Source organism: Baekduia alba (genome assembly GCF_028416635.1).
Lineage (GTDB): Bacteria > Actinomycetota > Thermoleophilia > Solirubrobacterales > Solirubrobacteraceae > Baekduia > Baekduia alba.
In genome coordinates, this window is the sequence record NZ_CP114013.1 from 3,506,632 (window position 1) to 3,530,359 (window position 23,728).

27 protein-coding genes and 1 pseudogene are annotated in these 23,728 nt (G+C 73.5%); 10 read left to right on the forward strand and 18 right to left on the reverse strand.

The window, feature by feature from the left end:
• The first annotated feature begins 343 nt into the window (after positions 1-343).
• Together DSM104299_RS17715 and DSM104299_RS17720 are read left to right on the forward strand one after the other, a co-directional pair.
• Positions 344-1,255, forward strand: a complete 912-nt coding sequence (locus tag DSM104299_RS17715; protein ID WP_272472970.1) for an ABC transporter ATP-binding protein — start codon at positions 344-346, stop codon at positions 1,253-1,255.
• Entirely contained in the window at positions 1,255-2,046 is a 792-nt protein-coding gene (locus DSM104299_RS17720) for an ABC transporter permease (protein WP_272472971.1), read from the forward strand. Before DSM104299_RS17715 ends, DSM104299_RS17720 begins: the two co-directional genes overlap by 1 nt.
• A 165-nt stretch (positions 2,047-2,211) precedes the next feature.
• Here DSM104299_RS17720 and DSM104299_RS17725 read toward each other — a convergent pair whose 3' ends face one another.
• A complete protein-coding gene (locus tag DSM104299_RS17725) occupies positions 2,212-2,547 on the reverse strand; it encodes a hypothetical protein (protein ID WP_272472972.1) in 336 nt (111 codons plus the stop codon).
• A gap of 42 nt (positions 2,548-2,589) precedes the next feature.
• Between DSM104299_RS17725 and DSM104299_RS17730 the strand changes: the two genes are divergently transcribed.
• Positions 2,590-3,534 (forward strand): 1-phosphofructokinase family hexose kinase, encoded by a 945-nt coding sequence (locus DSM104299_RS17730; protein ID WP_272472973.1) that lies wholly within the window; start codon positions 2,590-2,592, stop codon positions 3,532-3,534.
• A gap of 114 nt (positions 3,535-3,648) precedes the next feature.
• Positions 3,649-4,011, forward strand: a complete 363-nt coding sequence (locus DSM104299_RS17735; protein WP_272472974.1) for a hypothetical protein — start codon at positions 3,649-3,651, stop codon at positions 4,009-4,011.
• 172 nt (positions 4,012-4,183) lie between these two features.
• On the opposite strand, the gene era is transcribed toward DSM104299_RS17735, so the two are convergent.
• The 4 genes from era to DSM104299_RS17755 form a co-directional block, all read right to left on the reverse strand.
• Positions 4,184-5,083 (reverse strand): GTPase Era, encoded by a 900-nt coding sequence (era, locus tag DSM104299_RS17740; RefSeq protein WP_272472975.1) that lies wholly within the window; start codon positions 5,081-5,083, stop codon positions 4,184-4,186.
• Between the two features lie 85 nt (positions 5,084-5,168).
• Positions 5,169-5,570 (reverse strand): rRNA maturation RNase YbeY, encoded by a 402-nt coding sequence (gene ybeY, locus DSM104299_RS17745; protein WP_272472976.1) that lies wholly within the window; start codon positions 5,568-5,570, stop codon positions 5,169-5,171.
• Between the two features lie 6 nt (positions 5,571-5,576).
• A complete protein-coding gene (locus DSM104299_RS17750; protein ID WP_272472977.1) occupies positions 5,577-6,563 on the reverse strand; it encodes a PhoH family protein in 987 nt (328 codons plus the stop codon).
• A 34-nt stretch (positions 6,564-6,597) separates the two neighbouring features.
• Positions 6,598-7,029, reverse strand: a complete 432-nt coding sequence (locus DSM104299_RS17755; RefSeq protein WP_272472978.1) for a GatB/YqeY domain-containing protein — start codon at positions 7,027-7,029, stop codon at positions 6,598-6,600.
• A gap of 76 nt (positions 7,030-7,105) precedes the next feature.
• On the opposite strand from DSM104299_RS17755, the gene DSM104299_RS17760 reads away from it, so the two are divergent.
• Positions 7,106-8,134, forward strand: a complete 1,029-nt coding sequence (locus DSM104299_RS17760; protein ID WP_272472979.1) for a C40 family peptidase — start codon at positions 7,106-7,108, stop codon at positions 8,132-8,134.
• Here the strand turns inward: DSM104299_RS17760 and DSM104299_RS17765 are convergent.
• Positions 8,109-9,488 carry an NAD(P)/FAD-dependent oxidoreductase gene (locus DSM104299_RS17765; RefSeq protein ID WP_272472980.1) on the reverse strand — a complete coding sequence of 460 codons (1,380 nt, stop codon included), beginning with the start codon at positions 9,486-9,488 and terminating at the stop codon, positions 8,109-8,111. The two genes, DSM104299_RS17760 and DSM104299_RS17765, sit on opposite strands and share 26 nt — an antisense overlap.
• Here DSM104299_RS17765 and DSM104299_RS17770 point away from each other — a divergent pair.
• On the forward strand, positions 9,477-10,481 hold the full coding sequence (locus DSM104299_RS17770) for a type IV toxin-antitoxin system AbiEi family antitoxin domain-containing protein (RefSeq protein WP_272472981.1): 1,005 nt from the start codon (positions 9,477-9,479) through the stop codon (positions 10,479-10,481). The genes DSM104299_RS17765 and DSM104299_RS17770 overlap by 12 nt on opposite strands.
• 28 nt (positions 10,482-10,509) lie before the next feature.
• Here the strand turns inward: DSM104299_RS17770 and DSM104299_RS17775 are convergent, their stop codons facing one another.
• The 7 genes from DSM104299_RS17775 to DSM104299_RS17805 form a co-directional block, all read right to left on the reverse strand.
• Positions 10,510-12,738 (reverse strand): methyl-accepting chemotaxis protein, encoded by a 2,229-nt coding sequence (locus DSM104299_RS17775; RefSeq protein WP_272472982.1) that lies wholly within the window; start codon positions 12,736-12,738, stop codon positions 10,510-10,512.
• Positions 12,739-12,784: 46 nt separating this feature from the next.
• Positions 12,785-13,615 (reverse strand): 50S ribosomal protein L11 methyltransferase, encoded by an 831-nt coding sequence (locus DSM104299_RS17780; protein ID WP_272472983.1) that lies wholly within the window; start codon positions 13,613-13,615, stop codon positions 12,785-12,787.
• A gap of 81 nt (positions 13,616-13,696) precedes the next feature.
• A complete protein-coding gene (locus tag DSM104299_RS17785) occupies positions 13,697-14,839 on the reverse strand; it encodes a J domain-containing protein (RefSeq protein WP_272472984.1) in 1,143 nt (380 codons plus the stop codon).
• Positions 14,836-15,858, reverse strand: a complete 1,023-nt coding sequence (hrcA, locus tag DSM104299_RS17790) for a heat-inducible transcriptional repressor HrcA (protein WP_272472985.1) — start codon at positions 15,856-15,858, stop codon at positions 14,836-14,838. The genes DSM104299_RS17785 and hrcA overlap by 4 nt, the downstream gene beginning before the upstream one ends.
• A 13-nt stretch (positions 15,859-15,871) precedes the next feature.
• Entirely contained in the window at positions 15,872-16,267 is a 396-nt protein-coding gene (locus DSM104299_RS17795; protein ID WP_272472986.1) for a MaoC/PaaZ C-terminal domain-containing protein, read from the reverse strand.
• Positions 16,264-16,692, reverse strand: a complete 429-nt coding sequence (locus tag DSM104299_RS17800) for a MaoC family dehydratase N-terminal domain-containing protein (RefSeq protein ID WP_272472987.1) — start codon at positions 16,690-16,692, stop codon at positions 16,264-16,266. Before DSM104299_RS17800 ends, DSM104299_RS17795 begins: the two co-directional genes overlap by 4 nt.
• A 12-nt stretch (positions 16,693-16,704) precedes the next feature.
• Positions 16,705-17,622 carry a DMT family transporter gene (locus tag DSM104299_RS17805; RefSeq protein WP_272472988.1) on the reverse strand — a complete coding sequence of 306 codons (918 nt, stop codon included), beginning with the start codon at positions 17,620-17,622 and terminating at the stop codon, positions 16,705-16,707.
• Here DSM104299_RS17805 and DSM104299_RS17810 point away from each other — a divergent pair.
• Genes DSM104299_RS17810 through DSM104299_RS17820 form a run of 3 tightly spaced genes read left to right on the forward strand, consistent with a single transcriptional unit; the run spans position 17,621 to position 20,489 of the window.
• Positions 17,621-19,024: an aminotransferase-like domain-containing protein gene (locus DSM104299_RS17810; RefSeq protein ID WP_272472989.1), complete on the forward strand. Its 1,404-nt coding sequence runs from the start codon at positions 17,621-17,623 to the stop codon at positions 19,022-19,024. The genes DSM104299_RS17805 and DSM104299_RS17810 overlap by 2 nt on opposite strands.
• A complete protein-coding gene (locus DSM104299_RS17815; RefSeq protein ID WP_272472990.1) occupies positions 19,021-19,860 on the forward strand; it encodes an LLM class flavin-dependent oxidoreductase in 840 nt (279 codons plus the stop codon). The genes DSM104299_RS17810 and DSM104299_RS17815 overlap by 4 nt, the downstream gene beginning before the upstream one ends.
• On the forward strand, positions 19,857-20,489 hold the full coding sequence (locus tag DSM104299_RS17820; RefSeq protein WP_272472991.1) for a PIG-L family deacetylase: 633 nt from the start codon (positions 19,857-19,859) through the stop codon (positions 20,487-20,489). Before DSM104299_RS17815 ends, DSM104299_RS17820 begins: the two co-directional genes overlap by 4 nt.
• Here the strand turns inward: DSM104299_RS17820 and DSM104299_RS17825 are convergent.
• Both DSM104299_RS17825 and DSM104299_RS17830 read right to left on the reverse strand, forming a co-directional pair.
• Positions 20,486-21,268, reverse strand: a complete 783-nt coding sequence (locus tag DSM104299_RS17825) for an SDR family NAD(P)-dependent oxidoreductase (RefSeq protein ID WP_272472992.1) — start codon at positions 21,266-21,268, stop codon at positions 20,486-20,488. The genes DSM104299_RS17820 and DSM104299_RS17825 overlap by 4 nt on opposite strands.
• A gap of 9 nt (positions 21,269-21,277) precedes the next feature.
• A complete protein-coding gene (locus DSM104299_RS17830) occupies positions 21,278-21,832 on the reverse strand; it encodes a carboxymuconolactone decarboxylase family protein (protein WP_272472993.1) in 555 nt (184 codons plus the stop codon).
• A 73-nt stretch (positions 21,833-21,905) separates the two neighbouring features.
• Between DSM104299_RS17830 and DSM104299_RS17835 the strand changes: the two genes are divergently transcribed.
• Positions 21,906-22,199, forward strand: a complete 294-nt coding sequence (locus DSM104299_RS17835) for a winged helix-turn-helix transcriptional regulator (RefSeq protein WP_272472994.1) — start codon at positions 21,906-21,908, stop codon at positions 22,197-22,199.
• Positions 22,200-22,315: 116 nt separating this feature from the next.
• Here DSM104299_RS17835 and DSM104299_RS17840 read toward each other — a convergent pair whose 3' ends face one another.
• The 3 genes and pseudogenes from DSM104299_RS17840 to DSM104299_RS17850 all read right to left on the reverse strand — a co-directional run bounded on the left by DSM104299_RS17840 (position 22,316) and on the right by DSM104299_RS17850 (position 23,715).
• Entirely contained in the window at positions 22,316-22,483 is a 168-nt protein-coding gene (locus DSM104299_RS17840) for a hypothetical protein (protein ID WP_272472995.1), read from the reverse strand.
• Between the two features lie 279 nt (positions 22,484-22,762).
• Positions 22,763-23,200: pseudogene (locus tag DSM104299_RS17845) on the reverse strand (elongation factor 4); the annotation flags it as partial.
• A 149-nt stretch (positions 23,201-23,349) separates the two neighbouring features.
• A complete protein-coding gene (locus DSM104299_RS17850; RefSeq protein ID WP_272472997.1) occupies positions 23,350-23,715 on the reverse strand; it encodes a hypothetical protein in 366 nt (121 codons plus the stop codon).
• Between the last annotated feature and the right edge of the window lie 13 nt (positions 23,716-23,728).

Below are 23,728 nucleotides of genomic sequence, written 5' to 3' on the forward strand. Positions count from 1 at the left end.
ACGGGCGTTGACAGCTGGCTGGGCCGCCCCCACTAGGACAGACGTCCGTTCGGGCAGGAACGGCCCTCCAGCCGGCGGCACACGGGCCGACGATAGGGAAGCAACACAACAGGCGAATACGACCCACGGACGGGTCGGCCCTGAGCTCGAGCGTCGCTTCTGGAGGGAGCGCGACGCCAGCATCATCGGGACCGCCAAGGATCGAGAGTCGAACCTTCGCCACATATACGCCTCCCACCGGAGGGGACATCCACGGTGCGGACCCGAGCGACGACGGTTGCTCGGGTCCGTTCCCGTTTAACCGTCAAGGACGACGGTGGCTCCGGGGTGTAGCTTCGGGACCGTGTCCCCCTCTCCCCAGGACGCGGCGGCCATCCGGCTGCGCGGTGTCGTCAAGCGCTACGGCGACGTCACCGCCGTCGCCGGGCTGGACCTGACCGTCCCGACCGGGACGTGCGTCGGGCTGCTCGGCCCCAACGGGGCGGGCAAGTCCACCACCATGAGGCTGCTCACCGCGCAGGCGATCGCCGACGAGGGGACGCTGGAGGTCCTCGGGCTGCCGCTGCCCGAGGAGTCCAAGGCGGCGCGGGCGCAGATGGGCGTCGTACCGCAGCTCGACAACCTCGACGTGACGCTGACCGTCGAGCAGAACCTCCTGGTCTTCACGCACCTGTACCGGATCGGCCGCGCGCAGCGGCGCGACGCGATCGAGCGCGCGCTGGACATCGCGAACCTCGGCGACCGGCGCGCGGCCAAGGTCAACGAGCTCAGCGGCGGGATGCGCCGGCGGCTGCTGATCGCGCGGGCGCTGGTGCACCGGCCGCGGCTCGTGCTGCTCGACGAGCCGACCGTCGGGCTGGACCCGCAGGTGCGCCAGGAGCTCTGGGCGCTGATCGACCGGCTGCGCAGCGAGGGCACGTCGATCCTGATGTCCACGCACTACATCGAGGAGGCCGAGCGCCTGGCCGACACGGTGGTCGTGGTCTCGGCGGGCGCCGCGGTGGCGGTCGGCCGGCCGGGCGACCTGGTCGCCGAGCACGCCGGCCGCGAGGCGCTGGAGGTCTACGGGCCGCCGCTGAGGCTGCGCGAGATCGAGCAGGACGCCGGCGCGCGCGGCTGGGCGACGCGCCGGACCGGGACGTCGGTGACGATCCTGCGCGCCGAGGAGCTCAACGGCGACGTGCCCGACGGCGAGCGCCGCACGGCGAACCTGGAAGACGTGTTCGTGTTACTGACCGGTGAGGAGATCGCCTGATGGCTGCCGACGTCGCCGAGCGCCAGCCGCGCCGCCTGGACAAGCCCGCGCTCACGGGCGTGCTCGTGCGCGAGGTCGTCAACTTCGGGTCCTACTGGCGGGCCTCGACGTTCTCCTCGACGATCGAGCCCACGATCTACCTGCTGGCCTTCGGGTTCGGCTTCGGGTCGCTCGTCAGCGAGGTCGACGGCATGGACTACGTCCAGTTCGTCGGGACCGGGACCGTGGCGACCGCCGTGCTGTTCGCGTCCGTGTTCCCCGCGATGTTCGGGACGTTCGTCAAACGCGAGTACCAACGGACCTACGACGCGATCCTGGCCGCGCCGGTGGACACCGAGGAGCTGGTGACCGCCGAGTGCCTGTGGATCGCGGCTCGCGCCGGCATCTACGGCTGCGTGCCCATGTTGGTGGCCATGGTCTTCGGCCTCGACCCGTCGTGGGGCATGTTGCTGGTGCCCTTCATCGCGTTCATCGCGGGCTACGGGTGGGCGTCGTTCGGGACGCTGATCTCGGCGGTCATGACGTCGATCGACAACTTCAGCTACGTGACGTCGACGGTCATCACGCCGCTGTTCCTCGTCGCCGGGACGTTCTTCCCGATCTCCGGCCTGCCGGAGTGGGCGCAGGTGCTGGCGAACGTCAACCCGCTCTACCACTGCGTGCAGCTCGTGCGCGACGCGGTGTTCGGCCTGGTCTGGGATGACCTCTGGCACCTCGGGTTCCTGGTGGCCTTCGGCTTCGCGGCGTGGCGGGTGGCGATCAACCGCATGGAGAAGCGGCTGATCGACTGAGCTAGTGTCCTGATTCATCAATTCGACGGCAGTCTGCGGGCGCCCGCTGGCGCCGGGCAACCGGCGGCGTCCTCGCCGGGACCACCAGCACGACTGCGTCCGCCGCCGGCTGCCTGACGCGACCGTGCATCCCGCACACTGCGGCCGAATCAACGAATCGGGACACTAGTCGCCCGCGGTGAACGCGAGCGCGGCGAGCGCGAGCTCGACCCACTCGGCGTGCGCGACGTTGGACTCCAGCCAGTCCTTCATCGGCCGGCCCTTGCCCGAGGGGTCGAACCGCACCCCGTCCCCCGCCGCCACCCGCGCGTCGACCTCGTCCGCGCCCAGGCGGGCGATCAGCGCCCCGCGCCTCAGCGCGACGAACATCTTCCCGCCGACCTTCACCGCCGGAGCGCCGAACCACAGCGCCTGCTCGACGTCACCGGCCACCACGACCTCGTCCACGACGACCGCGAACGCCGCGAGCGCCTCGGCAGGTTCCTCGTCCCGGCGGGCCATGGCGAGAGTCTACGGTCGGCCGCGAGATGGCAGGCTGTCCTCATGATCGTCTGCGCCGCCCCCAACCCCTCCATCGACAAGCTCTTCATCGTCGACGCCGTCAGCGTCGGCTCCATCCACCGCCCGGACCGCCTGATCTCCCGCGCCGGCGGCAAGGGCCTCAACGTCGCGCGCGCCGCGCACGCGCTCGGAGCCGACGTCGTCGCGGTCGCGCTGCTGGCCGGCCACGCGGGCCGCTGGATCGCCGACGAGCTCGTCGAGGCCGGCGTGAAGACCGAGACCGTGTGGGCCGAGGGCGAGAGCCGCAGCTCGCTGTCGGTCGCCGCCGGCGGCGCGATGACCGAGTTCTACGAGCGCGGCACGCCGCCCGGCCCGGTCAGCTGGGACGCGTTCGTCGCCTCGGTCCGCGCGGTCGCCCGCGACGGCGCGACCTGGCTGTCGATCTCGGGCTCGATGCCACCGCACGTTCCCGCGGAGGAGGCCGTGCGCCTCGTCGCCTCCGGCCGCGAGGTCGGCGCACGCGTGGCCGTCGACCAGCACGACCGGGCGCTCGCCGCCGCGCTGACCGCCGGCCCCGACCTGGTCAAGGTCAACCGCCACGAGGCGGCCGACCTCACCGGGCACGCCGACCCGCAGCGCGCCGCCGCCGCCCTGCGCGAGCAGGCCGTCGCCGGCGGCGCCGACCCGGCCACCGCGCTGACCGTGGTCACGCTCGGCGAGGAGGGCGCGCTGATGCTCCTTCCGGACGGCAGCACCGTGCACGGCGACCTCGACGTCCGGGCGCCCTACCCCACCGGCTCCGGCGACTCGTTCCTGGCCGGCCTGCTCGCCGCCGACGACGCGGGGGCCGCGCCCGCCGACGCGCTCGCCGTCGCCCTCGGCGCCGCCACCGCCAACGCCGAGGCGGAGGGCGCCGGCACGTTCGACGCCGGCCGCGCCCGTGCGCTGGCCGAGCGCGCACGCGGCCGCGTCGTCGTGACCGCCTGAGCCGATGGCCCGGGATGCGGAGCGCTAGGCACGCTTGCCCCGCGTTGCGTCGCGGTGGGAGGATCGACGCGACAGGCCCGGCATCGGGCCGGGCCGCACCGCAAGGAGGCCGCAATGGCCGACCGGGTACTCATCATCAGCTGGGGTCAGCCGGTCAGAGGTCGCGAGCAGCACGGGCTGGAAGTGCTCGGGCAGGCGACCGCGTTCTACGGCGAGCTCGCGGAGGCGGGCCGCATCGAGAGCTTCGACATCATGTTGCTCGAGCCCAACGGGCTCATGAACGGGTGCATGGTCCTGCACGGCACGCACGCCCAACTCGACGACGTCGCCGAGGACATGCGCTTCCGGCGCCTCATGGTCGACGCATCCCTGGTCGTCGACGCGCTCCGCACGACCGACGGCTACACCGCCGAAGGCATCGAGCAGACGCTGCCGCTCTACGCCGACGCCGTCGGCCACGTACCCCAGATGGCATGACGACCTGACCACCTGCGACGCGCTGTGCGGGCAGCGCGCCGCGGCGTAGACGGAGTCGACGTCACCGGTGCCTGAGCGGTGGCGCCCGGCGAAGCAGCCGAACCGCCGGCCCACGGCGCGACGCAGCGCCGCGGAAGTGGAGGCGCGTGCACCGAGGCGGCGCGGCGACGCTCTAGGTGTCGAACCCCAGCCGGTCCAGCAGTGCGTCGTCGCCGCGCCAGCCGCGGCGGACGCGGACGATGAGGTCCAGGTGGACCTTCGTGCCGAGGTCGCGTTCGAGCTCCTTGCGGGCGGCGGTGCCGATCGCGCGGATCATCTTGCCGCCGGCGCCGACGAGGATGCCCTTCTGGGAGTCGGTCTCCACCCAGACGCGGGCGTGGATCACGGTCAGGTCCTCGCGCTCGGTGTCGACCTCTTCGACGATGACCTCGACGGCGTGCGGGACCTCCTGGAAGGTCCGGCGCAGGATCTGCTCGCGGATCAGCTCGGCCAGGTGCACGTAGGGCGAGAGGTCGCTGAGCTCGTCGGCGTCGAACAGGAACGGCGACTCCGGGACCAGGCCGAACAGGTGGTCGGCCAGCGCGCCGACGCCCGAGCCCTTGCGAGCGCTGATCGGGAAGATCGCGTCGCCGACGTCCAGCTCGGCCGCGGCCTCCAGCGCGAGCAGCGTGTGCGGCCGGTCCAGCCGGTCGACCTTGTTGACGGCGATCACGACCGGGCACGGCGCGTTCTTGAGGACGTTGGCGATCCAGCGGTCGCCGGGCCCCACGCCCTGCTCGGCGTTGAGCACCATCAACGCGACGTCGGTCTCGCTCACCTCGCGCTCGACGCGGCGCTGCATCCGCTCGGTCAGGTTGTCCAGCGGCCGCTGCACGCCCGGCAGGTCGGTCAGGACCAGCTGCGCGTCAGCGCGTGTCGCGACGCCGCGGATCGCCCGCCGCGTCGTCTGCGGCTTGTCGGACACGATCGCGACCTTCTGGCCGACGATCGCGTTGACCAGCGTCGACTTCCCGACGTTCGGGCGGCCCGCCAGCGCCACGAGCCCGGCGCGCGTCTTCATCTCGTTCACCACGTCGATTCCCTCCTCGGCTGCGCGAGCGAGCCTTCGGGCGAGCTCGCGCCCGGAACCCGAGCTCCCTGGGCGAGGTGTTTCGCGTTCACCACGACAGGATCTCCCCCTGGACGGCCAGCATCTCACCGTCGTCGACCTCATGGTCCATCCCGACGAGGTGCAGCGCCCCGTGGACGATGGCCTCGCGGATGTTCTCGGTGTGCGGTGGGCAGATGACGACGTCGCCCAGCTCGCGCGGGCCGACGACGTCCAGGTCGGCCTCGTCGATCGGGAACGACAGCACGTCGGTCGGGCCCTCCTTGCCGCGCCACTCCGCGTTGAGCTCGGCGATCCGCTCAGCATCGACGAACGCGATCGCCACGTGGCCGTCGTAGACGCCGGCCGTCGCGACGGCGAGCGCCACGAGCCGGGCGATGTCGGCTTCCTGCGGCACGTCGTCGCGCCCAGCGGCGAGCTCGGCGTCGAGCACCTCGACCTCCAGCGACATGTACGCCTACGCCCGCTTACGCTCGGCGGCGCTGTGCAGCTCGGGCGCGGCCGCCTGGTCGTGCGCGTCGTAGGCCTCGACGATCCGCTGCACGAGGCGGTGGCGCACGACGTCGCCCCCGCCGAAGCGCACGAACTCCACGCCCTCGACCTCTTCCAGGATGTCGCCGATCACGATCAGGCCCGACTTCTCGTTGCGCGGGAGGTCGACCTGCGTGATGTCGCCCGTGATGACCATCTTGGACCCGAAGCCCAAGCGGGTCAGGAACATCTTCATCTGCTCGGGCGTCGTGTTCTGCGCCTCGTCGAGGATCACGAACGAGTCGTTGAGCGTCCGCCCGCGCATGAACGCCAGCGGCGCGACCTCGATCACGCCCTTCTCCAGGAAGCCCGCGACCTTCTCGGGATCCAACATGTCGTTCAACGCGTCGAAGAGCGGGCGCAGGTACGGGTCGATCTTGGCCATCAGGTCGCCGGGCAGGAAGCCCAGGCGCTCGCCGGCCTCGACCGCCGGCCGGGTCAAGATGATGCGGTTGACTTCCTTGCGCGCCAGCGCGGCGGCGGCCATCGCGACGGCGAGGAACGTCTTGCCGGTGCCGGCCGGGCCGATGCCGAACGTCACGGTGTTGGCGCGGATCGAGTCCACGTAGCGCTTCTGGTTGACCGACTTCGGCGCGACCTTCGCGGAGCGGTGGCGCCAGACGACGTCCTCCAGCACCTTTGCCGGCGACTCGTGCTGGTCCAGCGCGCTCGTCACGGCCTCCAGCGTCCCGGGCGTGATCTGGTGGCCGCCCTCGATCAGCTCGGCGAGCTCGCGCACGACCACGGCCGCGTTGGCCACCGCCTCCGCGTCGCCTTCGAGCGTGATCAGGTTGCCGCGCAGGAACAGCTCGCAGTCGACGTGCTCTTCGAGCTGGCGCAGGACCGCGTCGTGCGGACCGCTCAGCGCGGCCGCGACCTCGTTGCTCAGCTCCAGCTGGCGCCGGGCGCTCACTGGTAGTTCCCTTCTCGATCGCGAAGCGACGCGCTCATGCCAGCGCCTCCCGTGCCAGGGCGCTCACCCGCTTGCCGTCGGCACGGCCGCCGGCCTTCTCCATCGCGAGCTTCATCACGCCGCCCATGTCCTTCGGCGACGAGGCGCCCGACTCGGCGATCGCGGCGGCCACGATCTGGCGCAGCTCGTCGTCGCCCAGCTCGGCCGGGAGGTAGGTCTGGATGACGGCGGCCTCGGACTCCTCGCCCTCGGCGAGCTCGACGCGGCCCGCGTCGCGGAACGCCGCGGCGGACTCCAGCCGGCGCTTGCGCTCGCGGCGCAGGATCGCCTGCTCGTCGTCGTTGCCGTCCTTGGCCGCCTTCTGCAGCTCGGACAGCACGAGGCGCAACGCGCCGACGCGCGTCTTCTCACCGGCCTTCATCGCGGTCGTGAGATCCTGCTTGACGCTGTCGGCGATGCTGCTCATGTCCTTCGATTGTAGGCCGCTCCATCGGACGCGTCCGCTCAAGACGGCGGCAGCGGACGCCGATGCGATCGCCGCGATGCCCCTCCGCCGCCCGTTCCTCCTGCTCCTGCTCGCCGCGCTGGCCGTCGCGGCAGGGATCGTCCTCCCCGCGACCAGCGCCCGTGCCGCGGCGCGCGGCTCGTGGAACCTGTCCGAGCAGCGCGCCGTCCGCCTCGCCGGCGTCATGCACGACCTCGACGACCAGGCCTTCCACGGCGAGCGCGCGGTCGCCGGCGCGCAGCTGCCCGACGCGCTCGCGGCGTTCGCCGCGCGCCTGGGCGTCGACCCCGTCAAGGCGCCGTCCAGCGCCGTCTCGGTCACCACGTTCGACCGGCTGCTCGTCGCCCAGCTCGGCGCCTCCGACGTCGCTGCCGCCGTCCAGCACGAGGCGTGGCATGCCGGCCTGAACCCGCCGGCCGCGTTCGGGACCGAGGTCGTCGCCCGCGCGCTCGGCCTGCGCGACAACCACCCGTTCCCGCACGAGGAGCTCGAGCTCTACCCCACCGACGCGATCACCCGCGCCGAGGCGGCGCACTCCTTCGCGGTCGCGCTGAAGTGGCAGGGCACCGCCGCCGACGTGGCCCGTGCGCAGTTCGCGCAGTTCCAGCTGCCGACCTACACCGCCGCCCAGAAGCAGGTGCTGCGCGTCGCGGTCGCCAAGATCGGCATGCCCTACATCTGGGGCGGCGAGACCGACGGCGCCGGGGCGTGGCTCGGCGGCCAGGAGCACGGCGGCTACGACTGCAGCGGCTTCGTCTGGCGGGTGTTCAAGCTGTCGGGCTTCGCGTGGGGCCGGGAGATCCACGGCCGCACGGCGGCGACGCAGGCGGGCGAGATCCCCAAGGCGCGGCGGATCCGCCTCGACGACGTCCAGCCCGCCGACCTCGTGTTCTTCGGCCCCGGCCGCTTCTGGCAGAAGGCGACCGAGCGCCGCATCGTCCACGAGGGCATCGCGCTCAGCCCGGACTGGATGATCCACGCGTCGGCGCAGGGCGTGTACGTGTCGCAGCTGCGCCTGGACCCGTGGCGCGCCGGCCGGTTCAGCTGGGCGCGACGGGTTCTGTAGTCCCGGTCGTCGCGGGCGCGTCCGCGGCCGCGCCGTTGGCCGAGGCCGCCGGCGTCCCGCCGCCGGTCGGGTCGACGCCCAGCCCGGGCGCCCGGCCCAGCCCGCCCAGCTCGGACGCGTCGCGGCCGAAGAGCAGCTGGATGTTCCAGTCGATCAGGAGGCGCAGCTTGCGCTTGTTGCCCGGCAGCGCGGCCAGGTGGTAGCTGCGCGCCAGCCACCACGCCGGGACGCCGCGCCAGCGGATGCCCAGCGTCGTCGCGACGGCCTGGCCCTGGCCCATGTCGACGAACACGCCCTTGGTCTTGAACGTGAACGGCTTGACCTTGCCGGAGCCGATCGCCGCGGCGACGTTGCGGCCCGCCCGCTTGCCCTGGCGCAGCGCGTGCTGCGCGGTCGGCGGCGTGGCGCTCTTGCCCTTCTTGGCCGGGTCCGGGACGGCCGCGGCGTCGCCGAGCGCCCAGACGTTGTCGTGGCCGTTGACGCGCAGCGTGCGGTCGACCTCGATCCGGCCCTGCTCGTCGAGCGGCAGCCCGAGCCGCGCGATCACCGGGTGCGGCTTGACGCCGGCGGTCCAGACCAGCGTCTTGGTCGGGACGACCTCGCCGCCCTCGAGCGTCACGTCGTCGTCGGTGACCTGGTTGAGCGTCGTCCCGGTCCGGATCGCGATGCCGCGCCCGCGCAGCTCGCGCGTGGCGAAGTCGGCCAGCGGCGCCGGGATCTCGGGCATGATGCGGTCGCGCGCCTCGACCAGGATCCAGCGCATGCCCTGCGTGCGGCAGCGCGGGTACAGGTCGATGACGTCGGCCGCGAAGTCCTGCAGCTCGGCCAGGCCCTCGAGGCCGGCGTAGCCGGCGCCGACGAAGACGTAGGTCAACCACATCTTGCGCTCTTCGGGGTCCTCGAGCGTCTCGGCGACCTCGAGCGTCCGCAGGACGTGGTTGCGCAGCTCGATCGCCTCGGGCAGCGACTTGAAGCCGATGCCGTGCTCGGCCAGGCCGGGGATCGGCAGCGTGCGGCTGACGCTGCCCAGCGCGACGATCAGGTGGTCGTAGCTGAGGCTCTCCTCGGTGCCCTTGAGCGTGCGCACCCGGAGCGTGTTGGACTCCGGCTGCGCGCGGAGGACCGTGCCGAGCCGCAGGTGCGTGCGCTTGAGCTCCTCGCGCAGCGGGACCACGACGTGCCGCGGCTCCAGCGTGCCGGCCGCCGCCCCGGGCAGCAGCGGCGTGTAGAGCATGAAGTTGACGTCGTTGACGAGCGTGATCCGCGCCGCCTGGGGCGGCAACGCCTTCTCCAGCGCTCGCGCGGCGTAGAAGCCTCCGAACCCACCACCTGCGATGACGACATGCCAAGCCATGGTCCGAGGCTACCGAGGCTTGGGGGGCGAGTTCTGGGCCCGGGTCGCCTATACGCCCATATGAGGGGAACAGACGACCCGGATCGACGCATCGGCGCCTTGGCGGCCCGCCAGCACGGCGCGCTCGAGCGCTCGCAGCTGCGCGCGCTCGGCCTGAGCGACAAGAACATCGACTACCGCATCGCGATCGGGCGCCTCGTGAGGCTCTACCGGGGCGTGTTCGCGGTCGGGCATCCGCGGCTGACGCGCGAAGGCCGGTGGATGGCCGCCGTCTTGGCCAGCGGGCCGCGCGCGGTCCTGAGCCACGGCGACGCGGCCGCGCATTGGGAGCTCGCGGCCGCGCGCGGCGTGCTCATCCACGCCAGCACGCCGTTGCGCTCCGGACGCCGTCCCGATCCGGGGCGCATCCGGCTCCATCGCGTCGGCACGCTGGCCGCCGACGAGGTCACGCGGCACGACGAGATTCCCGTGACGACGCCGGCTCGGACCCTGCTCGACCTCGCCTCGGTGCTCCGGCCGCGCGCGCTCGAAGACGCCATCGCGCAGGCCGACCGCCTCGACCTGTTCGACCTCAGCGCCGTCCGCCGGGTGCTCGGCGCGCATCGGCGCGCGCATGGGGCGCCGGTGCTGCGAACCGCGCTCGACCGCCTGGGCGGAGCGGAGGTCGCGGACACGCGCAGCCGCCTGGAGGTCGCGCTGCTGCAGCTGTGCGACGACCACGGACTGCCGACGCCGATCGCGAACCCGATGATCGCCGGCGTGTTGGTGGACTTCCACTGGCCGGGTACCGACCTCGTCGTCGAGACCGACGGCTTCACCTATCACCGGATGCCGACCGCCTTCGAGAACGACCGCGATCGCGATCAGGTGCTCCTGCTCGCCGGCTACCGCGTCGCGCGGTTCACGTACAACCAGGTCACGCGCCAACGCCATCGCACCGCGCAACGCCTCCGCGCCCTCCTGCTCGCTTCCAGGTCGCTGGGTCCCCGATAGTTGGGGCATGCGCGACCCGGATCGCGGGCTAGGCGCGAGCGACGGTGAAGCGGCCGACCAGCTCGTCGAGCTCGGCGGCGATCGAGGCCAGGCCCGCGGCGGCGGTGGCGATCTCCTGGCCGGAGGCGGTGGTCTCCTGTGCGGTGGAGGACACCTGCTCGGTCGCCGAGGACGTCCGCTCGGCGATCTCGGCGACCTGGGCGACCTCGGCCTGCGCGCGGGCAGCGCCCGCGGCGACCTCGTCGTTGCGCGCGGAGACGACCCCGATCCGCTCCGCGAGCTCGGCCATCGAGCGGTCGATCGCCGCGAAGGCCTCCTGGGCGTGGACGATGCGGTCGGCGCCGGCGGTCGTGCGCTCGCGGCCGGTGCGCGCCTCGCTGGTCGCGGCCTCGGTGTCGCCCTGGATCTCGCCGACGAGCGTCCCGACCTGGCCGGCGGCGGCCGCGGTCTGCTCGGCCAGGCGGCGGACCTCCTCGGCGACGACGGCGAAGCCGCGGCCCTCGTCGCCGGCGCGGGCCGCCTCGATCGCCGCGTTGAGAGCCAGCAGGTTGGTCTGGGCGGCGATCTCGCCGATCGTCTCGACGATGCCGGTCACGCGGTCGGACTTGACCGCCAGGCGCTCGACGGCGGCGGCGACGCGCGCCGACGCCGCGCCCATCTCGGCCATCGCGCCGGTCGCCTGGGCGACGACGGCGGAGCCCCGGCGCGCGGTCTCCTGCGCGTCCTGGGCGGCCGCCGACGCCGCGCGCGCGCCGGACACGCCGGCGGTCGCGGCCTGGCTCATCGCCTCGGCCGCCTGGCTCGTCGCGGCGACCGCGCGGACCTGGCGCTCGGCGCCGACCGCCACGTCCTCGGTCGCGCGGGCGATCTCGTCCATCGCGCGGCCGGTCTGCTCGGAGCCCTCGGCCAAGCCGCCGGCGCTCGCGCTCAACCGACCCGACGTGGTCGCCAGGCGCTCCACGACCTCGGTCAGCCCCGCGGTCATGTCGCGCAGCGCGAGGCCCAGCGCGTCGCGGTCGGAGGCCGGGACGATGGTCGTCGTCAGGTCGCCGCCGGCGACGCGCTCGGCCACCGCGACCTGCTCGCGCTGGTGGGCGCCCATCGCGACGAACGCGCGGCCGAGCTCGCCGAGCTCGTCGCGGCGGCGCAGGTGCGCGTCCTTGGACAGGTCGCCTTCGGCGGCGGCGCGCGCGACGACCGTCAGCCGGCGCAGCGCGCGGACCAGCGAGCGCCACAGCGCGGCGAAGAGGAGCAGGGCCACCAACAACGCCAGCGCGCCCCCGACGAGGACCGAGCGCTCGGCGGCCTGGAAGCGGTCGACCCGCGCGCCGATCAGGCGATCCAGCGCCGGGGTCGCGGCGTGCTCGAAGGCGGCGACGGCGGAGACCGCGGCCGCCGGGGACACCATGTCGCCCTCGCTGACCTCGGTCGTGCGCGCGGCCCGCGCCAGGTCGACGCCGAGCTGGCGCGCGGCGGCGCCCATCCCGTCGGCGGGCCCGGCCACCCTCGCCTTCAAGGTGGTGTCCTCGGTGGCGTCGTAGCTCGTCTTCAGGCCGACGAGCAGGGCCTCCAGGTTGGTGCTGACCGCGCCGGCGTGCGACGCCAGCTCGATGTGGTCGCTCAGCGTCCCGCCGCCCGGCAGCTCGGAGAGCGCCAGCTGACGGTCGGCGCCCAGGCCGGCGGCGGCCGCGACGGCCGGCGCCTTGGTGACCAGGGCGTCCATCACGTAGTAGGAGTCGAGGTCGGGGTCGAGGATCAGGTTGGAGGCGTTGCCCACCTCGGTCACCCAGCCGACGGCGGCGTCGACGGCCTCGGAGTACGCGTCGAGCGCGTCGGCGGCGGACGTGCCGGCGCCGAAGTCCAGCGTCGCGAGGATCGTCTTGCGCGTGCGGGCCCACGTAGCGCGGGCACCGAGCGCGGCGCCGGCCCGCCGGTCGACCCGCTCGTTGGCCGCGACGGCGGCACGGAGCTGCGCCAGCGCCGGCGCGGGCGGGAGCGTGTGGCGCAGCGCGGCGTCGACCGCGGCGCCGCGAGCGCGCACGGCGGCGACGACGAGGTCGTTGGCCGGGCCGAGGGCCGCGACGCCGACCCGCTCCTGCGCGCTGAAGTCGATCTGCGTCTGCTGCGCGGCGTGGTAGGCGCGGCCCGCGAGCACGGCCGGGACGAGCAGCACGACGCCGAGCAGCGCGAGCTGCCGGGAGACGCGCATGCGGGCGAGCAGCATGCCGAGCGGGTCGAGGACCCTGACCAGCCTCATGTCGCTGGTGTCGACCGCTGAGCGGTGTTCTTGAGCGTTGACGCGCCTAGACGGTGCGCCGCAGGACCAGCGCGGCCCACTCCGCCGACTGGCGCCGGTCGGTCTCGCGCAGGCCGTGGCGCGCGAAGGCATCGGCGATCTCGTCGGCCTCGCGCGCGAGCAGGCCGGACGCGATCAAGAGCTCCGGGGCCGCGCCGTCCTGGAACCCGGCCCGCGCGACGCAGAGCAGCAGCGGGCGCAGCAGGTTGGCCAGGACGAGCGGCGCGGTCGGCGCCGGGCCGCCGCGGATGAGGTCGAAGCGCTCGACGCTGACGTCGACGCCGTTGGCGACCGCGTTGTCCGCCGTCGCCCGGACCGACTCCAGCTCGTGGTCGACGCCGGCGACCGGCCCCCAGCCGAGCTTGGCCGCGGCGATCGCCAGGACGCCGGAGCCGCAGCCGAGGTCCATGACGCCGGCGGGGCTCGGGACGTCCTCCTGCGCCAGCAGCTCCAGGCACAGCCGCGTCGTGTGGTGCGCGCCGGTCCCGAACGCCTGGCCCGGGTCGATGACCAAGTCCATCAGGTCGGTCCGCGCCGGCTCCCACGGCGGCCGCACGTACAGCCGGCCCGCGATCTCGATCGGCTGGTGGAACGCGCGCCAGCGATCGGCCCAGTCGTCGGCGACCTCGGTCGTGACGACCTCGACCAGGGCGCCGCCGACCGCGGCCTCCACGTCGGGCAGGTCCGGCAGCTCGCCGGGCGCGCCGTAGACGGCGTACTCGATGACCTTGCCATCCTCGAGGTCGGTCTCCTCCACCCCGCTCGGCGCCAAGGCCAACAACTCGGCCAGGACCACGTCGGCGTCCTCGCGCCGGACGCGGACCCCGAGCCTAATCATGCCGGCGGCCCACGGCCGCGGAGGCGAGCCGCCGGGCGAGCGTCTGCCGCGAGACGAGCCCGCGGGGCGCGGCTTCGCCGGTCACCGCTGGAACAGGCGGCGCAGCTTGCCGACCATCGAGTCGTCGTCGGCGCGCAGCTGCTCGGGTGTCACGGTCTCGGAGAAGGACTCCAACATGGTTCGCTGCTGCGGCGTCAGCCGACGCGGGATCACGACGTTGGCGACGACGCGCAGGTCGCCGAAGCGACCTTGACGGCGCAGCATCGGCATCCCCTTGGCCTTGATCGTCAGCACGGCGCCCGGCTGCGTGCCGGCCGGGACCTCGACGCTGACGTCGCCGTCGGGATGCTCGATCGTCAGCGTCGTGCCCAGCGCGGCCAGCGGCGCCGGGATGTCGGACACCGTGACGAGGTCGTCGTCGTCGCGCAGCCAGCTGTCGCCGAGCGCGACCTGGACGACGACGTAGAGGTCGCCGGGCGGTCCGCCGTGCTCACCGGCGTGGCCGCGGCCGCTGAGGCGGATGCGCTGCCCGTCGGCGATGCCGGCGGGGACGTCGACCTCGAGGTGGCGGTGGCCGACGACGAGCCCGCGGCCGTCGCAGGTCTCGCACGGCGTCTCCGGGATCTTGCCCTCGCCGCCGCACTTGTCGCAGGCGACCTGGCGGACGACCTGCCCGAACGGCGAGCGCGTCACCGCCTGCAGGATCCCGTTGCCGCCGCACTTGTCGCACGTCGCGATCGGCGTGCCGGGCTCGGCGCCGTTGCCGTGGCAGTGCTCGCAGCGATCGATCGCCTCGAAGTTCACGTCGACCTTGGCGCCGCGGTAAGCCTGGCTCAGGTCGATGTCGACCGCGACGGCGACGTCCTCGCCCTGGCGCGGGCCGGTGCGCGCGCCGCCGCCGAAGGCGCCGCCGAACGACCCGCCGAAGAACGCGTCGAACAGGTCGCTGATCGAGCCGAAGCCGTCGAAGTTCGGCGCCTGGCCGCCGGTGCGCAGGCCCTCGTGGCCGTAGCGGTCATAGGTCGCCCGCCGTTCCGAGTCGTTGAGGATCTCGTAGGCCTCGGCCGCGGCCTTGAACTTCTCCTCGGCGTCGGGGTCGTGGCTGTTGACGTCCGGGTGCAGCTCGCGGGCGAGCTTCCGGAACGCCTTCTTGATGGTGGTGTCGTCGGCGTCGCGGGCGACCCCGAGCAACTCGTAGGGGTCGCTGGGCATGGTGGAGCTCAAGATCCGTAAACGTCCTCGATGTATCGGGAGAGTTCGAAGGCGGCCTCGCGCACGGAGCGGATCGCGCGGGCGTAGTCCATGCGGACGGGGCCGATGACCGACACGGTGCCGAGCTTGCGGGCGGGCAGGCCGTAGCCGGCGCCGACGACCGCGAGCGACTGCAGCGCCGGGGTCTGGTTCTCGGACCCGATGCGCACGAGCACGTCGGGCTCCTGGAGCGCGGCGCGCAGGAGGACGAGCAGCGTGGCGCGGCGCTCCAGCATGGACATCAGGTCGTTGATCTGGGCCAGGTCCTGGACGCGGTGCTCGCCGATCAGGCGCGCGGTGCCGTCGACGTACAACGTGTCCTCGGCGGTCTCGGCCAAGTCGGTGAAGACCGGTGTGAGCTGCTCCAGGAAGGTGCGCTCGGTCGTCGTCAGCGACGAGTCCGACAGGCGCAGGTGCAGCATGCGCGCGCCGAGGCCGACGCCGGTCAGGCGCTCGTCCAGGAACGATCCGGCCCACGTGGCGAGGCCGGAGTCGACCGGCCGGTCGAAGGTGAAGACGCGCTTGGTGACGCCGCCGGTCGAGGTGATCACGACGACCATCAGGACCTGCGGCTGCAGCAGCAGGACCTCGACGTGGCGGATCGTGGCGGTGTCGATCGGCGGCGCGGAGACGATCGCCAGCAGGTTGGTGACCTGCGACAGCGTCTCGGACGTGACGCGCATCGCCTCGTCGACCTCGCGGCGGATGAGCTGGAGCCCGAGCGGCTTGGCGGCGGGGACCAGCGAGGCGCCGCGGCTGAGCTGGTCGACGTACCAGCGGTGGCCGGCGTCGGTCGGGACGCGCCCCGCGCTGGTGTGCGGATGCGCGAGCAGCCCGTGCTCCTCGAGCATCGACAGCTCATTGCGGATCGTCGAGGACCCGGCCTCGATCTCGGGGTCGGCAGCGAGGGTCTTGGAGCCCACGGGCACGCCGGTGGCGGTGTACGCCTCGACGACCTTGCGCATGAGCAGCTCTTGGCGGGGCGAGAGCACGTCCCGCTTGAGTCTAGGGCCGGAGGTCCGCGTCTCCGCGGCGGACGATCGCGTTGCCGGATTGCAGGGCCGCGGAGTCCACGTGGACGGTGCCGTCCTCGTCGACCGTGCTGACCTTGGCGGAGACGACGACCTCCTCCTCCAGGACGCCCATCCCGCGGAAGCCGACGCTGAGGCGCTTGAGGGCGTGCGGGCCGCCGGCGACCTCGGTGTGGGCGCGCGCGACCTGGGCCATCGTCCACAGGCCGTGGAGGATCCGGCCCGGCAGGCCGACCTGCTTGGCGAAGTCCTCGTCGATGTGGATGGGGTTGAAGTCGCCGGAGGCGCCCGCGTAGCGGACCGTCAGGTAGCGGTCCGGCGTGACCTTGAGGTCGGGCAGCTCGGCGCCGGGCTCGAAGTCCATGATCATGCTCCCCGCACGATGTTGGTCCAGGTGCCCACGGAGACCGTGTGCCCGTCCTGGTTGGTCGCGACCGACTCGAAGGTGAAGAAGCCGTTGCCGGCGCGGTGCTCGATCGCCTTGACGCTGACGACCGTCGTGATCTCGTCGCCGGCCACGACCAAGGGCCCCCACTTGAACTCCTGGCCGCCGTGGACGAGACGGGCGAAGTCGATCTCGAGCTCGGGGTCGAAGTACGCCTGACCGATCGCCTGGCTGCAGTAGACGACTGCGAACATCGGCGGAGCGACGACGTCGGCGTAGCCGGCGGCGCGGGCGGCCTCGTGGTCGAGGTGCCGCGGGTCGGTCTCCCCCACCGCACGCGCGTACTCCTTGATCTTCTCGCGGCCGACCGCGTAGAGGACGGGCGGGTAGGACTTGCCGACGGGCGCCATTGCGCGGTGATGCTAGGTGACGCGCGTCCGCTGTGTGGCGACGACGGCGGCGAGGACCGCGACGGCCGCGACGGCGGTGCCGGGGCCGATGTGCTCGCCCAGGATCGCGGCCGCCCAGGTGAGCGAGAGCACCGGCTGGGCGAGCTGGACCTGGCCGATCTTCGCGACGCCGCCGCGCGCCAGGCCGGCGTACCAGGCGAAGAACGCCAGGAACATCGAGATCACCGACAGGTAGGCGAAGCCCAGCCAGGCGTTCGCGCCGGCATGCGCGCCGTCCTGGGCGACGGCGACCGCCGCGACGAGCGCCGTGGCCGGCAGGCTGAGGACCAGCGCCCAGCAGATCGTGTTGGCGCCGCCGAGCTCGCGCGACAGGCGGCCGCCCTCGGCGTAGCCCAGCGCGCAGAGGACGACCGCGATCAGCAGCTCGAGGTCCGGCGTCCCGAGGTGTCCACCACCTTGACTGAGGGCGAAGGTCAGGACGGCGACCAGGCCGGCGCTCGAGGCGAGCCAGAACGCGCGCGTGGGGCGTTCGCCGGCGCGCAGGACGGCGGCCACCGCGGTCGTGGCGGGGAGCATCCCGACGACCACGGCGCCGTGCGACGCCGGCACGCGATGCAGCGCGAGCGAGGTGAACAGCGGGAAGCCGACGACGACGCCGAACGCGACGACGACGAGCGACCGCCACTGCGTCGTCGTGGGCCTTGCCGCACGCGTGGCCCGGAGCACGACGACGCTCAGCAGCCCCGCGACGACCGCGCGGCCGAAGGCCACCAGGAACGGGTTCAGATCGGCGACCGCGAGCCGCGTCGCCGGCAGCGAGAACGAGAACCCCAGGACGCCGAGCGCGCCGAGGACGAGGCCGGGCGGCAGGGCGTGCCCGCGTGCTTGCGTTACTCCACCGCGTGTAGTAACGTTACTCTCGATACTCATGATTGACGGTAACACAGAATCGCGTGTTATCGAGGATGTGCGGACGGCTGCCCGTGCCCTCCCCCCGGGCAGCCGCCTGCCATCTGTGCGTGAGCTGATGGCGCGCCACCGCGCGTCCCCCGTCACCGTCCAGCGCGCGCTCTCGCGGCTGGCCGGCGAAGGGCTCGTGGTCCCGCGGCCCGGTCGCGGCACGTTCGTGGCCGAGCGCGCGACGGGAAGCGTTACCCCGAAAGCGCCCGACCTCGGCTGGCAGGAGGTCGCGCTCGCCGACCGTCCGCCGCTCCAGGCCGGCTCGCTCGACCAGCTGCTCGCCGTCCCGCCCACCGGCGCGATCGCGCTGACCGGCGGGTACCTCGGCCCCGACCTCCAGCCGCTCGCCGCCCTCGGCGCCGCCCTCGGCCGCGCCGCGCGCCGGCCCGAGACCTGGGGTCGCCTCGCCGTCGAGGGCCTGGACCCGCTGCGCGAGTGGTTCGCGCGCGAGGCCGGCGGCCACGTTCGCGGCCACGACGTCGTCATCTGCAACGGCGGTCAGCCGGCGCTCGCCACGACCTTCCGCGCGCTCGCCGCGCCCGGCGAGCCCGTGCTCGTCGAGTCCCCCACCTACCTCGGCGCGATCGCCGCGCTGCGCGCCGCCGGGCTGCGGGCGGTCCCGGTCCCGACCGACGAGCACGGCGTGCGCCCCGAGCTGCTGGCCGGGGCCTTCGCGCTGACCGGCGCCCGCGTCTTCTACTGCCAGCCGCTGCACGCCAACCCGAGCGGCACGACGCTCGCGGCCGAGCGCCGCGCCGCGGTGCTCGAGGCCGTGACCGCCGCCGGCGCTTTCCTGATCGAGGACGACTGGGCGCGCGACCTGCGCATCGACGGCGACGCGCCGCCGCCGCTGGCCGCCGGCGACCCGGACGGGCACGTCGTCTACCTGCGCTCGCTGACCAAGTCGGCGGCGCCCGGGCTCCGCGTGGCGGCGGTGAGCGCGCGCGGCGCGGCGGGCGCGCGCCTGAAGGCCGCGCGGATCATCGACGACTTCTTCGTGTCCGGCCCCCTGCAGCACGCGACTCTGGAGCTGGTGAGCACCCCTGCGTGGCGGCGTCATCTCAAGACGCTGCGCACCGAGCTGCGGGCGCGCCGCGACGCGCTCGTCGCCGCGCTGGGCGAGCACCTGCCCGACTGGGAGCTGCAGACCGTCCCGGCCGGCGGCCTGCACGTCTGGGTCCGCCTGCCCGACGGCGTCGACGACGCCGCGCTCACCGCGCGCGCGGTGGCGGCCGGCGTCCTCGTCTCCCCCGGCCGGCCGTGGTTCGCCGCCGAACCGCCCGCCCCGCACCTCCGCCTGACCTTCGCCGGCGCACCGGCTCCCGACCTCGCGGAGGGCGTGCGCCGCCTCGCGAAGGTGATGCAGAAGTGACGCACATCGGCCTCGGCCTGCCCATCGTCGACCCCGCCACGCTGATCGACTGGGGCCGGCGCGCCGAGGCCGCCGGCTTCGCCACGGTCGCGATGCTCGACCGCTGGGTGTGGGACAACGCGGAGCCGCTCGTCGCGCTTGCCGCGCTGGCCGCCGCCACCGAGCGCATCGGGCTGCAGACCGAGGTGCTGCTCGCTCCGCTGCGCGATCCCGTGCTGCTGGCCAAGCAGGCCGCGACGCTCGACCGGATCTCGCGCGGGCGGCTGACGCTCGGCCTCGGCGTCGGCGGCCGGACCGACGACTTCGCGGCCGCGAACGTCCCGATGCGCGAGCGCGGCAGGCGCATGGACGCGGCACTGCCGACGATGCGCCGCATCTGGCGCGGCGAGGGCACGATCGGCCCGGCGCCGCACCGCCCGTGCGGACCCGAGGTCCTGATCGGCGCCGGCGCTCCCGTCGCGCTGCGGCGCGCGGCCGTGCACGGCGACGGCGTGATCGCGTCCGACGGGCTCAAGGAGACCGAGGCGCTCTTCGCGCGGGCACGCGCGGACTGGGCGGCCGAGGGCCGGGCGGGCGTGCCGCGGCTGTGCGCGCAGCTCGACGTCGTGCTCGGCCCCGAGGACGTCGTCGCCGACGCCCGCGGGCGGATGAGCAAGTTCTACGCCTACCTGCCTTGCGACGCGACCACGCGGCTGCACGCCGGCGAGGCCGCGATCGCGGGCGCGATCGACGCCTACACCAAGCTCGGCGCGGGCGAGATCACGCTGTTCTGCTGGGCGGTCGACCCCGACCAGATCGAGCGGCTGGCCGCGGTCGTGGCACCATCGCCGGCGTGACCACGATCGTCGCCGTCGCCCCCACGCTCTCCGACGCCGTCCAGTCGGCCGGCGCGACGCTGCACCGCCACGCCGCCGAGGGCCATCCGGTCGTCGTCGTCAGCGTCTTCTCGACCGACGGCGACGCCGACGCGGCGGCCGCCGCCGAAGCGCTCGGGCTCGCCGGCGTGGTCCACCTCGCGGTCGACCCGGCCGCCGCGCGCGGCTACGACGAGCACAGCGCGCACGACGGCCTGAAGGCCGGCGACGACGCGCCGAAGGTCGCCGCGTCGGTCCTGGCGATCGCACTCGGCCGGCTGGAGCCCGACCTCATCCTGGCGCCGCTCGGTCTGACCGGCCACGTCGACCACCTCGTCGTCGAGCGCGCGCTCGACGAGCTCGAGCTGCCGCGCCTGCGGTGGCTCGACCTCCCCTACGCGCTGCGCCGAACCCCGGGCGCGCCGCTGGGCGCGGGCGAGCTCGTCGCGGTCCCGGCCGGCACCGACCACCTGGCCGCCAAGCTCGCCGCCGCCGCCCTCCTCGGGGCCGAGACCGAGCGCCTGGCGGCACATGCCGTGGCCGAGGGCGAGCGCCTCGGCGCGGGCGGGCCGGTCGAGCTGCTGATCCGGCGCGACGGCGCGTCGAGCTAGATCATGATGTTGACGGCGCCGCCGTCGACGCCCCACGCCGCGCCGACGACGTTCGCCGCCCGCTCGCCGCACAGGAAGACGATGACGTCGGCGACCTCCTGCGGGTCGCCGAGCCGGCCGCGCGGGAGCTTCGCGGCGGCCTGCGCGAGCGCCTCGTCGCGCGAGATTCCCTTGGCCGCCGCGGCCTGATCGGCCAGGCCGCCGTCGCCGAGCCACAGCTCCGTGCCGGTCGCGCCCGGCGCGACCGCGTTGATGGCGACGCCGCGCGCGGCGTACACGTCGGCGAACGCGCGCGAGAGCGACAGCTGGCCCGCCTTGGCGACCGAGTAGGCCATGTTCGACGCCGAGGGGCGCTTGCCCGACGAGGACGTCACGTTGACGATCCGGCCCCAGCCGCGCTCGGCCATCCGCGGCGCGGCGAGGCGCATCAGCCGCATCGGCGCCATCACGTGCAGCTCGTGCTGGTCGCGCCAGTCCGCGTCGCTCAGCTCGTCCAGGCCGGCGTTGCGCGACGTGCCCGCGTTGTTGACGAGGACGTCGATCGCGCCGAGCTGCTCGGTCGCGGTCGCGACGATCCGCTCGTCGCACCCCGGATCGGTCACGTCGGCGGCCAGCCACTCGGCGCCGAGGTCGTCGGCGGCCGCGCTGAGGCGCTCGGCGTCGCGCGCGACCATCAGCACCCGCGCGCCCTCGGCGACCAGGCGGCTGCTGACCGCGAGGCCGATCCCGCGGCTCGCGCCCGTCACGACGCACACGCGCCCGTCGAGTCCCAGGTCCATCCCGCGACTCTACGGCGTCCGCGCCCACGCCTCCGGCTCGATCGCGAACGCGCCGCAGAGGAACGAGACGAGGTGGTAGAAGCCGGCCAGGCAGACGAGCTCGACCAGCTCGTCGTCGGCGTAGCGGGCGCGCAGGGCGCTCCAGGTCGCGTCGGTGAGCGTGCCGTCGTCGTGCAGCTCGTCGCACATGACCACCAACAACGCGTCGCGCTCGCCGAACGCGGGATCGTCGGCCGCGCCGGACCACGTCGCGGTCAGCCACGCGTCGTCGCGGCCGAGGGCCGGCGCGAAGAGCGCCGCGTGCACGCCCCACTCGTAGGCGGCGCCGCAGCGCGCGGTCGTGCGGTGGATGACGGTCTCGCGCTCGGCCGAACCGAGGTGGCCGAACGACAGCAGCGTCGAGCCGACCTGGCGGAAGCGGTCCAGCAGCGCGCCGTGGTGGGCGAGCGTCCGGAACAGCGCGAGCGGCTCGTGGTCGGCGCCCGCGCCGCCCATCAGGCGGGCGAGGGCGTCGGCGGTCGGGTCGTCGTAGGGCGGCGCCAGTGGCGCGAGGCGGGCGGACATGCGATGCTCCTTGAGGTTCGATTTCCGAAGCGTACGCCAACCGTAGCGGTTCGATTTCCGAAGCACAACGCCGATGCCCTCCCAGCACGCGATCAACGACCTCCTCGCGCTCCTCGGCCGCCGCTGGGTCCTGCGCGTCCTCTGGGAGCTGCGCGGCGACCCGCTCCCCTTCCGCCGCCTGCGCGCCGCGTGCGACGAGGTCTCCACCAGCGTCCTCAGCCAGCGCCTGCGCGAGCTGCGCGACGAGGGCCTCGTCACCCAGACCGACGACGACGCCTACACCTTGACCGCCGACGGTCGCGCGCTCGGCGACCAGCTCGTGGCGCTGAGCGCCTGGGCGACGGCGCGGTCGGCGCGGCGCCGCTGAGGGGCAACCCCGAAGGGGAGACGCCCCTGAAGGCGCCTCCCCGACGGTGCTGAGCTATCCGTAGGACTCGTCGTCCGAGTCGAACGACTTGCCCGGCCGGTTAGCTCGTGCCGGAACTACCGGTCGTTCGCCTCGTCGTCGAGGGCGGTCTCCACGTCCGCCGGAGAAGCTCCCGTGAGATCGGCGAGCTGCTCGGTGGTGGGAGCCGGTGCGTCGGCCGGCTGGTTTTGCTGGATCACGGCGATCGTCGCCTGGAGATCCCGCTGTTCGTTGCTTCTCGTCATGGTCGTCCTTCCTGACACGCTGCTGCGGCCATCGGTGGCCTTGTCGGTGTGGTGGTCGCTTCGCTGAGCGCGTACCACTGGTTCCCCCAGGCACGTGTGCCTGGGGTGGGTGAGCCCAGGTTGGCGTGGGCCCCGGATGCGGTCCCTGCTGTGCGCATCCCCACAAGGGGCCGGGGTGGTGCTGTTGTGCAATAGGGAGGGAACGCCCTGGACACTAGGCGAAGCGCCCGGCGCCGCCAATGCCGATCCCCAATCGCCGCGTTCAGCGCGCGGCGCGCGCTACTTCTGCGGGCGGTCGTCGCCGAGCTCGAGCACCGCGAGGAAGGCCTCCTGCGGGACCTCGATGCGGCCGACCTGCTTCATGCGCTTCTTGCCTTCCTTCTGGCGCTCCAGCAGCTTGCGCTTGCGGGAGATGTCGCCGCCGTAGCACTTCGCGGTGACGTCCTTGCGGTAGGCCTTCACGGTCTCGCGGGCCACGATCGCGGAGCCGATCGCGGCCTGGATCGGCACGTCGAACTGCTGGCGCGGGATCTTCGCGCGCAGCTTCTCGGTGAGGTTGCGGCCGATCTCATAGGCCTTGTCCTTGTGCACCACCATGGACAGGGCGTCGACCGGGTCGCCGGCCAGCAGGACGTCGAGCTTGGCCAGGTTCGACGGCCGCAGCCCGAGCACGTCGTAGTCCAGCGACGCGTAGCCGCGGGTGCGCGACTTCAGCTGGCGGCAGATAGGCGCGCAGCTGTGGAGGCGACCCCGAGGGGGAGGCGCCGAAGCGCCTCCCCGACGGTGCTGTCGTCCCGCAGGAGCGATCAGCGATCTTGTTGGTGTTCTTGATCAATCTGATGGGCGGTGGGCATCCTCCTCTGCGATCACGCTGCACCGGGAGTGGGCACCGCGACCCAGGGCCACGAGAACCGCGGCGCGCGCCGTGTGCGACGCCCGCGTGGTCCCTCACCCTGTTCGATGATGCGGAACTTCGAAAATCGGTCGCCTTCTCGGTACCGCTTCTCGATGAGCCCTCGATCCTCCAGCCCCCAGAGAGACACCCAGAACGATGAGCCGAGGTTCAAGCGGTCCACCCCCGCGCCCTCTCCGCAGAAGTTGCGGGCGGCGGCGGTCCAGATGTCCAGAACGGTCATCCAACCGTCGCCTTCGCGCTTCGCTTCCGTGAGAACGTCGAGGATCGCCGCGTCCCACTCTCGTCTGCGCAGGCGGATCCTGCGGATCTTGCGCATCTGCCGTCCTTCC

Bases quoted from the DNA above. Each gene is read 5' to 3' on its own strand.
- DSM104299_RS17755 (WP_272472978.1), bottom strand. From the start codon at position 7,029: ATGAGCAGCATCGCCGACAGCGTCAAGCAGGATCTCACGACCGCGATG.
- DSM104299_RS17840 (WP_272472995.1), bottom strand. From the start codon at position 22,483: ATGACGAGAAGCAACGAACAGCGGGATCTCCAGGCGACGATCGCCGTG.
- DSM104299_RS17850 (WP_272472997.1), bottom strand. From the start codon at position 23,715: ATGCGCAAGATCCGCAGGATCCGCCTGCGCAGACGAGAGTGGGACGCG.
- DSM104299_RS17725 (WP_272472972.1), bottom strand. From the start codon at position 2,547: ATGGCCCGCCGGGACGAGGAACCTGCCGAGGCGCTCGCGGCGTTCGCG.
- DSM104299_RS17805 (WP_272472988.1), bottom strand. From the start codon at position 17,622: ATGAGTATCGAGAGTAACGTTACTACACGCGGTGGAGTAACGCAAGCA.
- ybeY (WP_272472976.1), bottom strand. From the start codon at position 5,570: ATGTCGCTGGAGGTCGAGGTGCTCGACGCCGAGCTCGCCGCTGGGCGC.
- DSM104299_RS17765 (WP_272472980.1), bottom strand. From the start codon at position 9,488: ATGGCTTGGCATGTCGTCATCGCAGGTGGTGGGTTCGGAGGCTTCTAC.
- DSM104299_RS17770 (WP_272472981.1), top strand. From the start codon at position 9,477: ATGCCAAGCCATGGTCCGAGGCTACCGAGGCTTGGGGGGCGAGTTCTG.
- DSM104299_RS17730 (WP_272472973.1), top strand. From the start codon at position 2,590: ATGATCGTCTGCGCCGCCCCCAACCCCTCCATCGACAAGCTCTTCATC.
- DSM104299_RS17780 (WP_272472983.1), bottom strand. From the start codon at position 13,615: ATGATTAGGCTCGGGGTCCGCGTCCGGCGCGAGGACGCCGACGTGGTC.
- DSM104299_RS17795 (WP_272472986.1), bottom strand. From the start codon at position 16,267: ATGATCATGGACTTCGAGCCCGGCGCCGAGCTGCCCGACCTCAAGGTC.
- DSM104299_RS17775 (WP_272472982.1), bottom strand. From the start codon at position 12,738: ATGAGGCTGGTCAGGGTCCTCGACCCGCTCGGCATGCTGCTCGCCCGC.
- DSM104299_RS17830 (WP_272472993.1), bottom strand. From the start codon at position 21,832: ATGTCCGCCCGCCTCGCGCCACTGGCGCCGCCCTACGACGACCCGACC.
- DSM104299_RS17720 (WP_272472971.1), top strand. From the start codon at position 1,255: ATGGCTGCCGACGTCGCCGAGCGCCAGCCGCGCCGCCTGGACAAGCCC.
- DSM104299_RS17835 (WP_272472994.1), top strand. From the start codon at position 21,906: ATGCCCTCCCAGCACGCGATCAACGACCTCCTCGCGCTCCTCGGCCGC.
- DSM104299_RS17825 (WP_272472992.1), bottom strand. From the start codon at position 21,268: ATGGACCTGGGACTCGACGGGCGCGTGTGCGTCGTGACGGGCGCGAGC.
- DSM104299_RS17800 (WP_272472987.1), bottom strand. From the start codon at position 16,692: ATGGCGCCCGTCGGCAAGTCCTACCCGCCCGTCCTCTACGCGGTCGGC.
- DSM104299_RS17760 (WP_272472979.1), top strand. From the start codon at position 7,106: ATGCCCCTCCGCCGCCCGTTCCTCCTGCTCCTGCTCGCCGCGCTGGCC.
- DSM104299_RS17810 (WP_272472989.1), top strand. From the start codon at position 17,621: ATGATTGACGGTAACACAGAATCGCGTGTTATCGAGGATGTGCGGACG.
- DSM104299_RS17735 (WP_272472974.1), top strand. From the start codon at position 3,649: ATGGCCGACCGGGTACTCATCATCAGCTGGGGTCAGCCGGTCAGAGGT.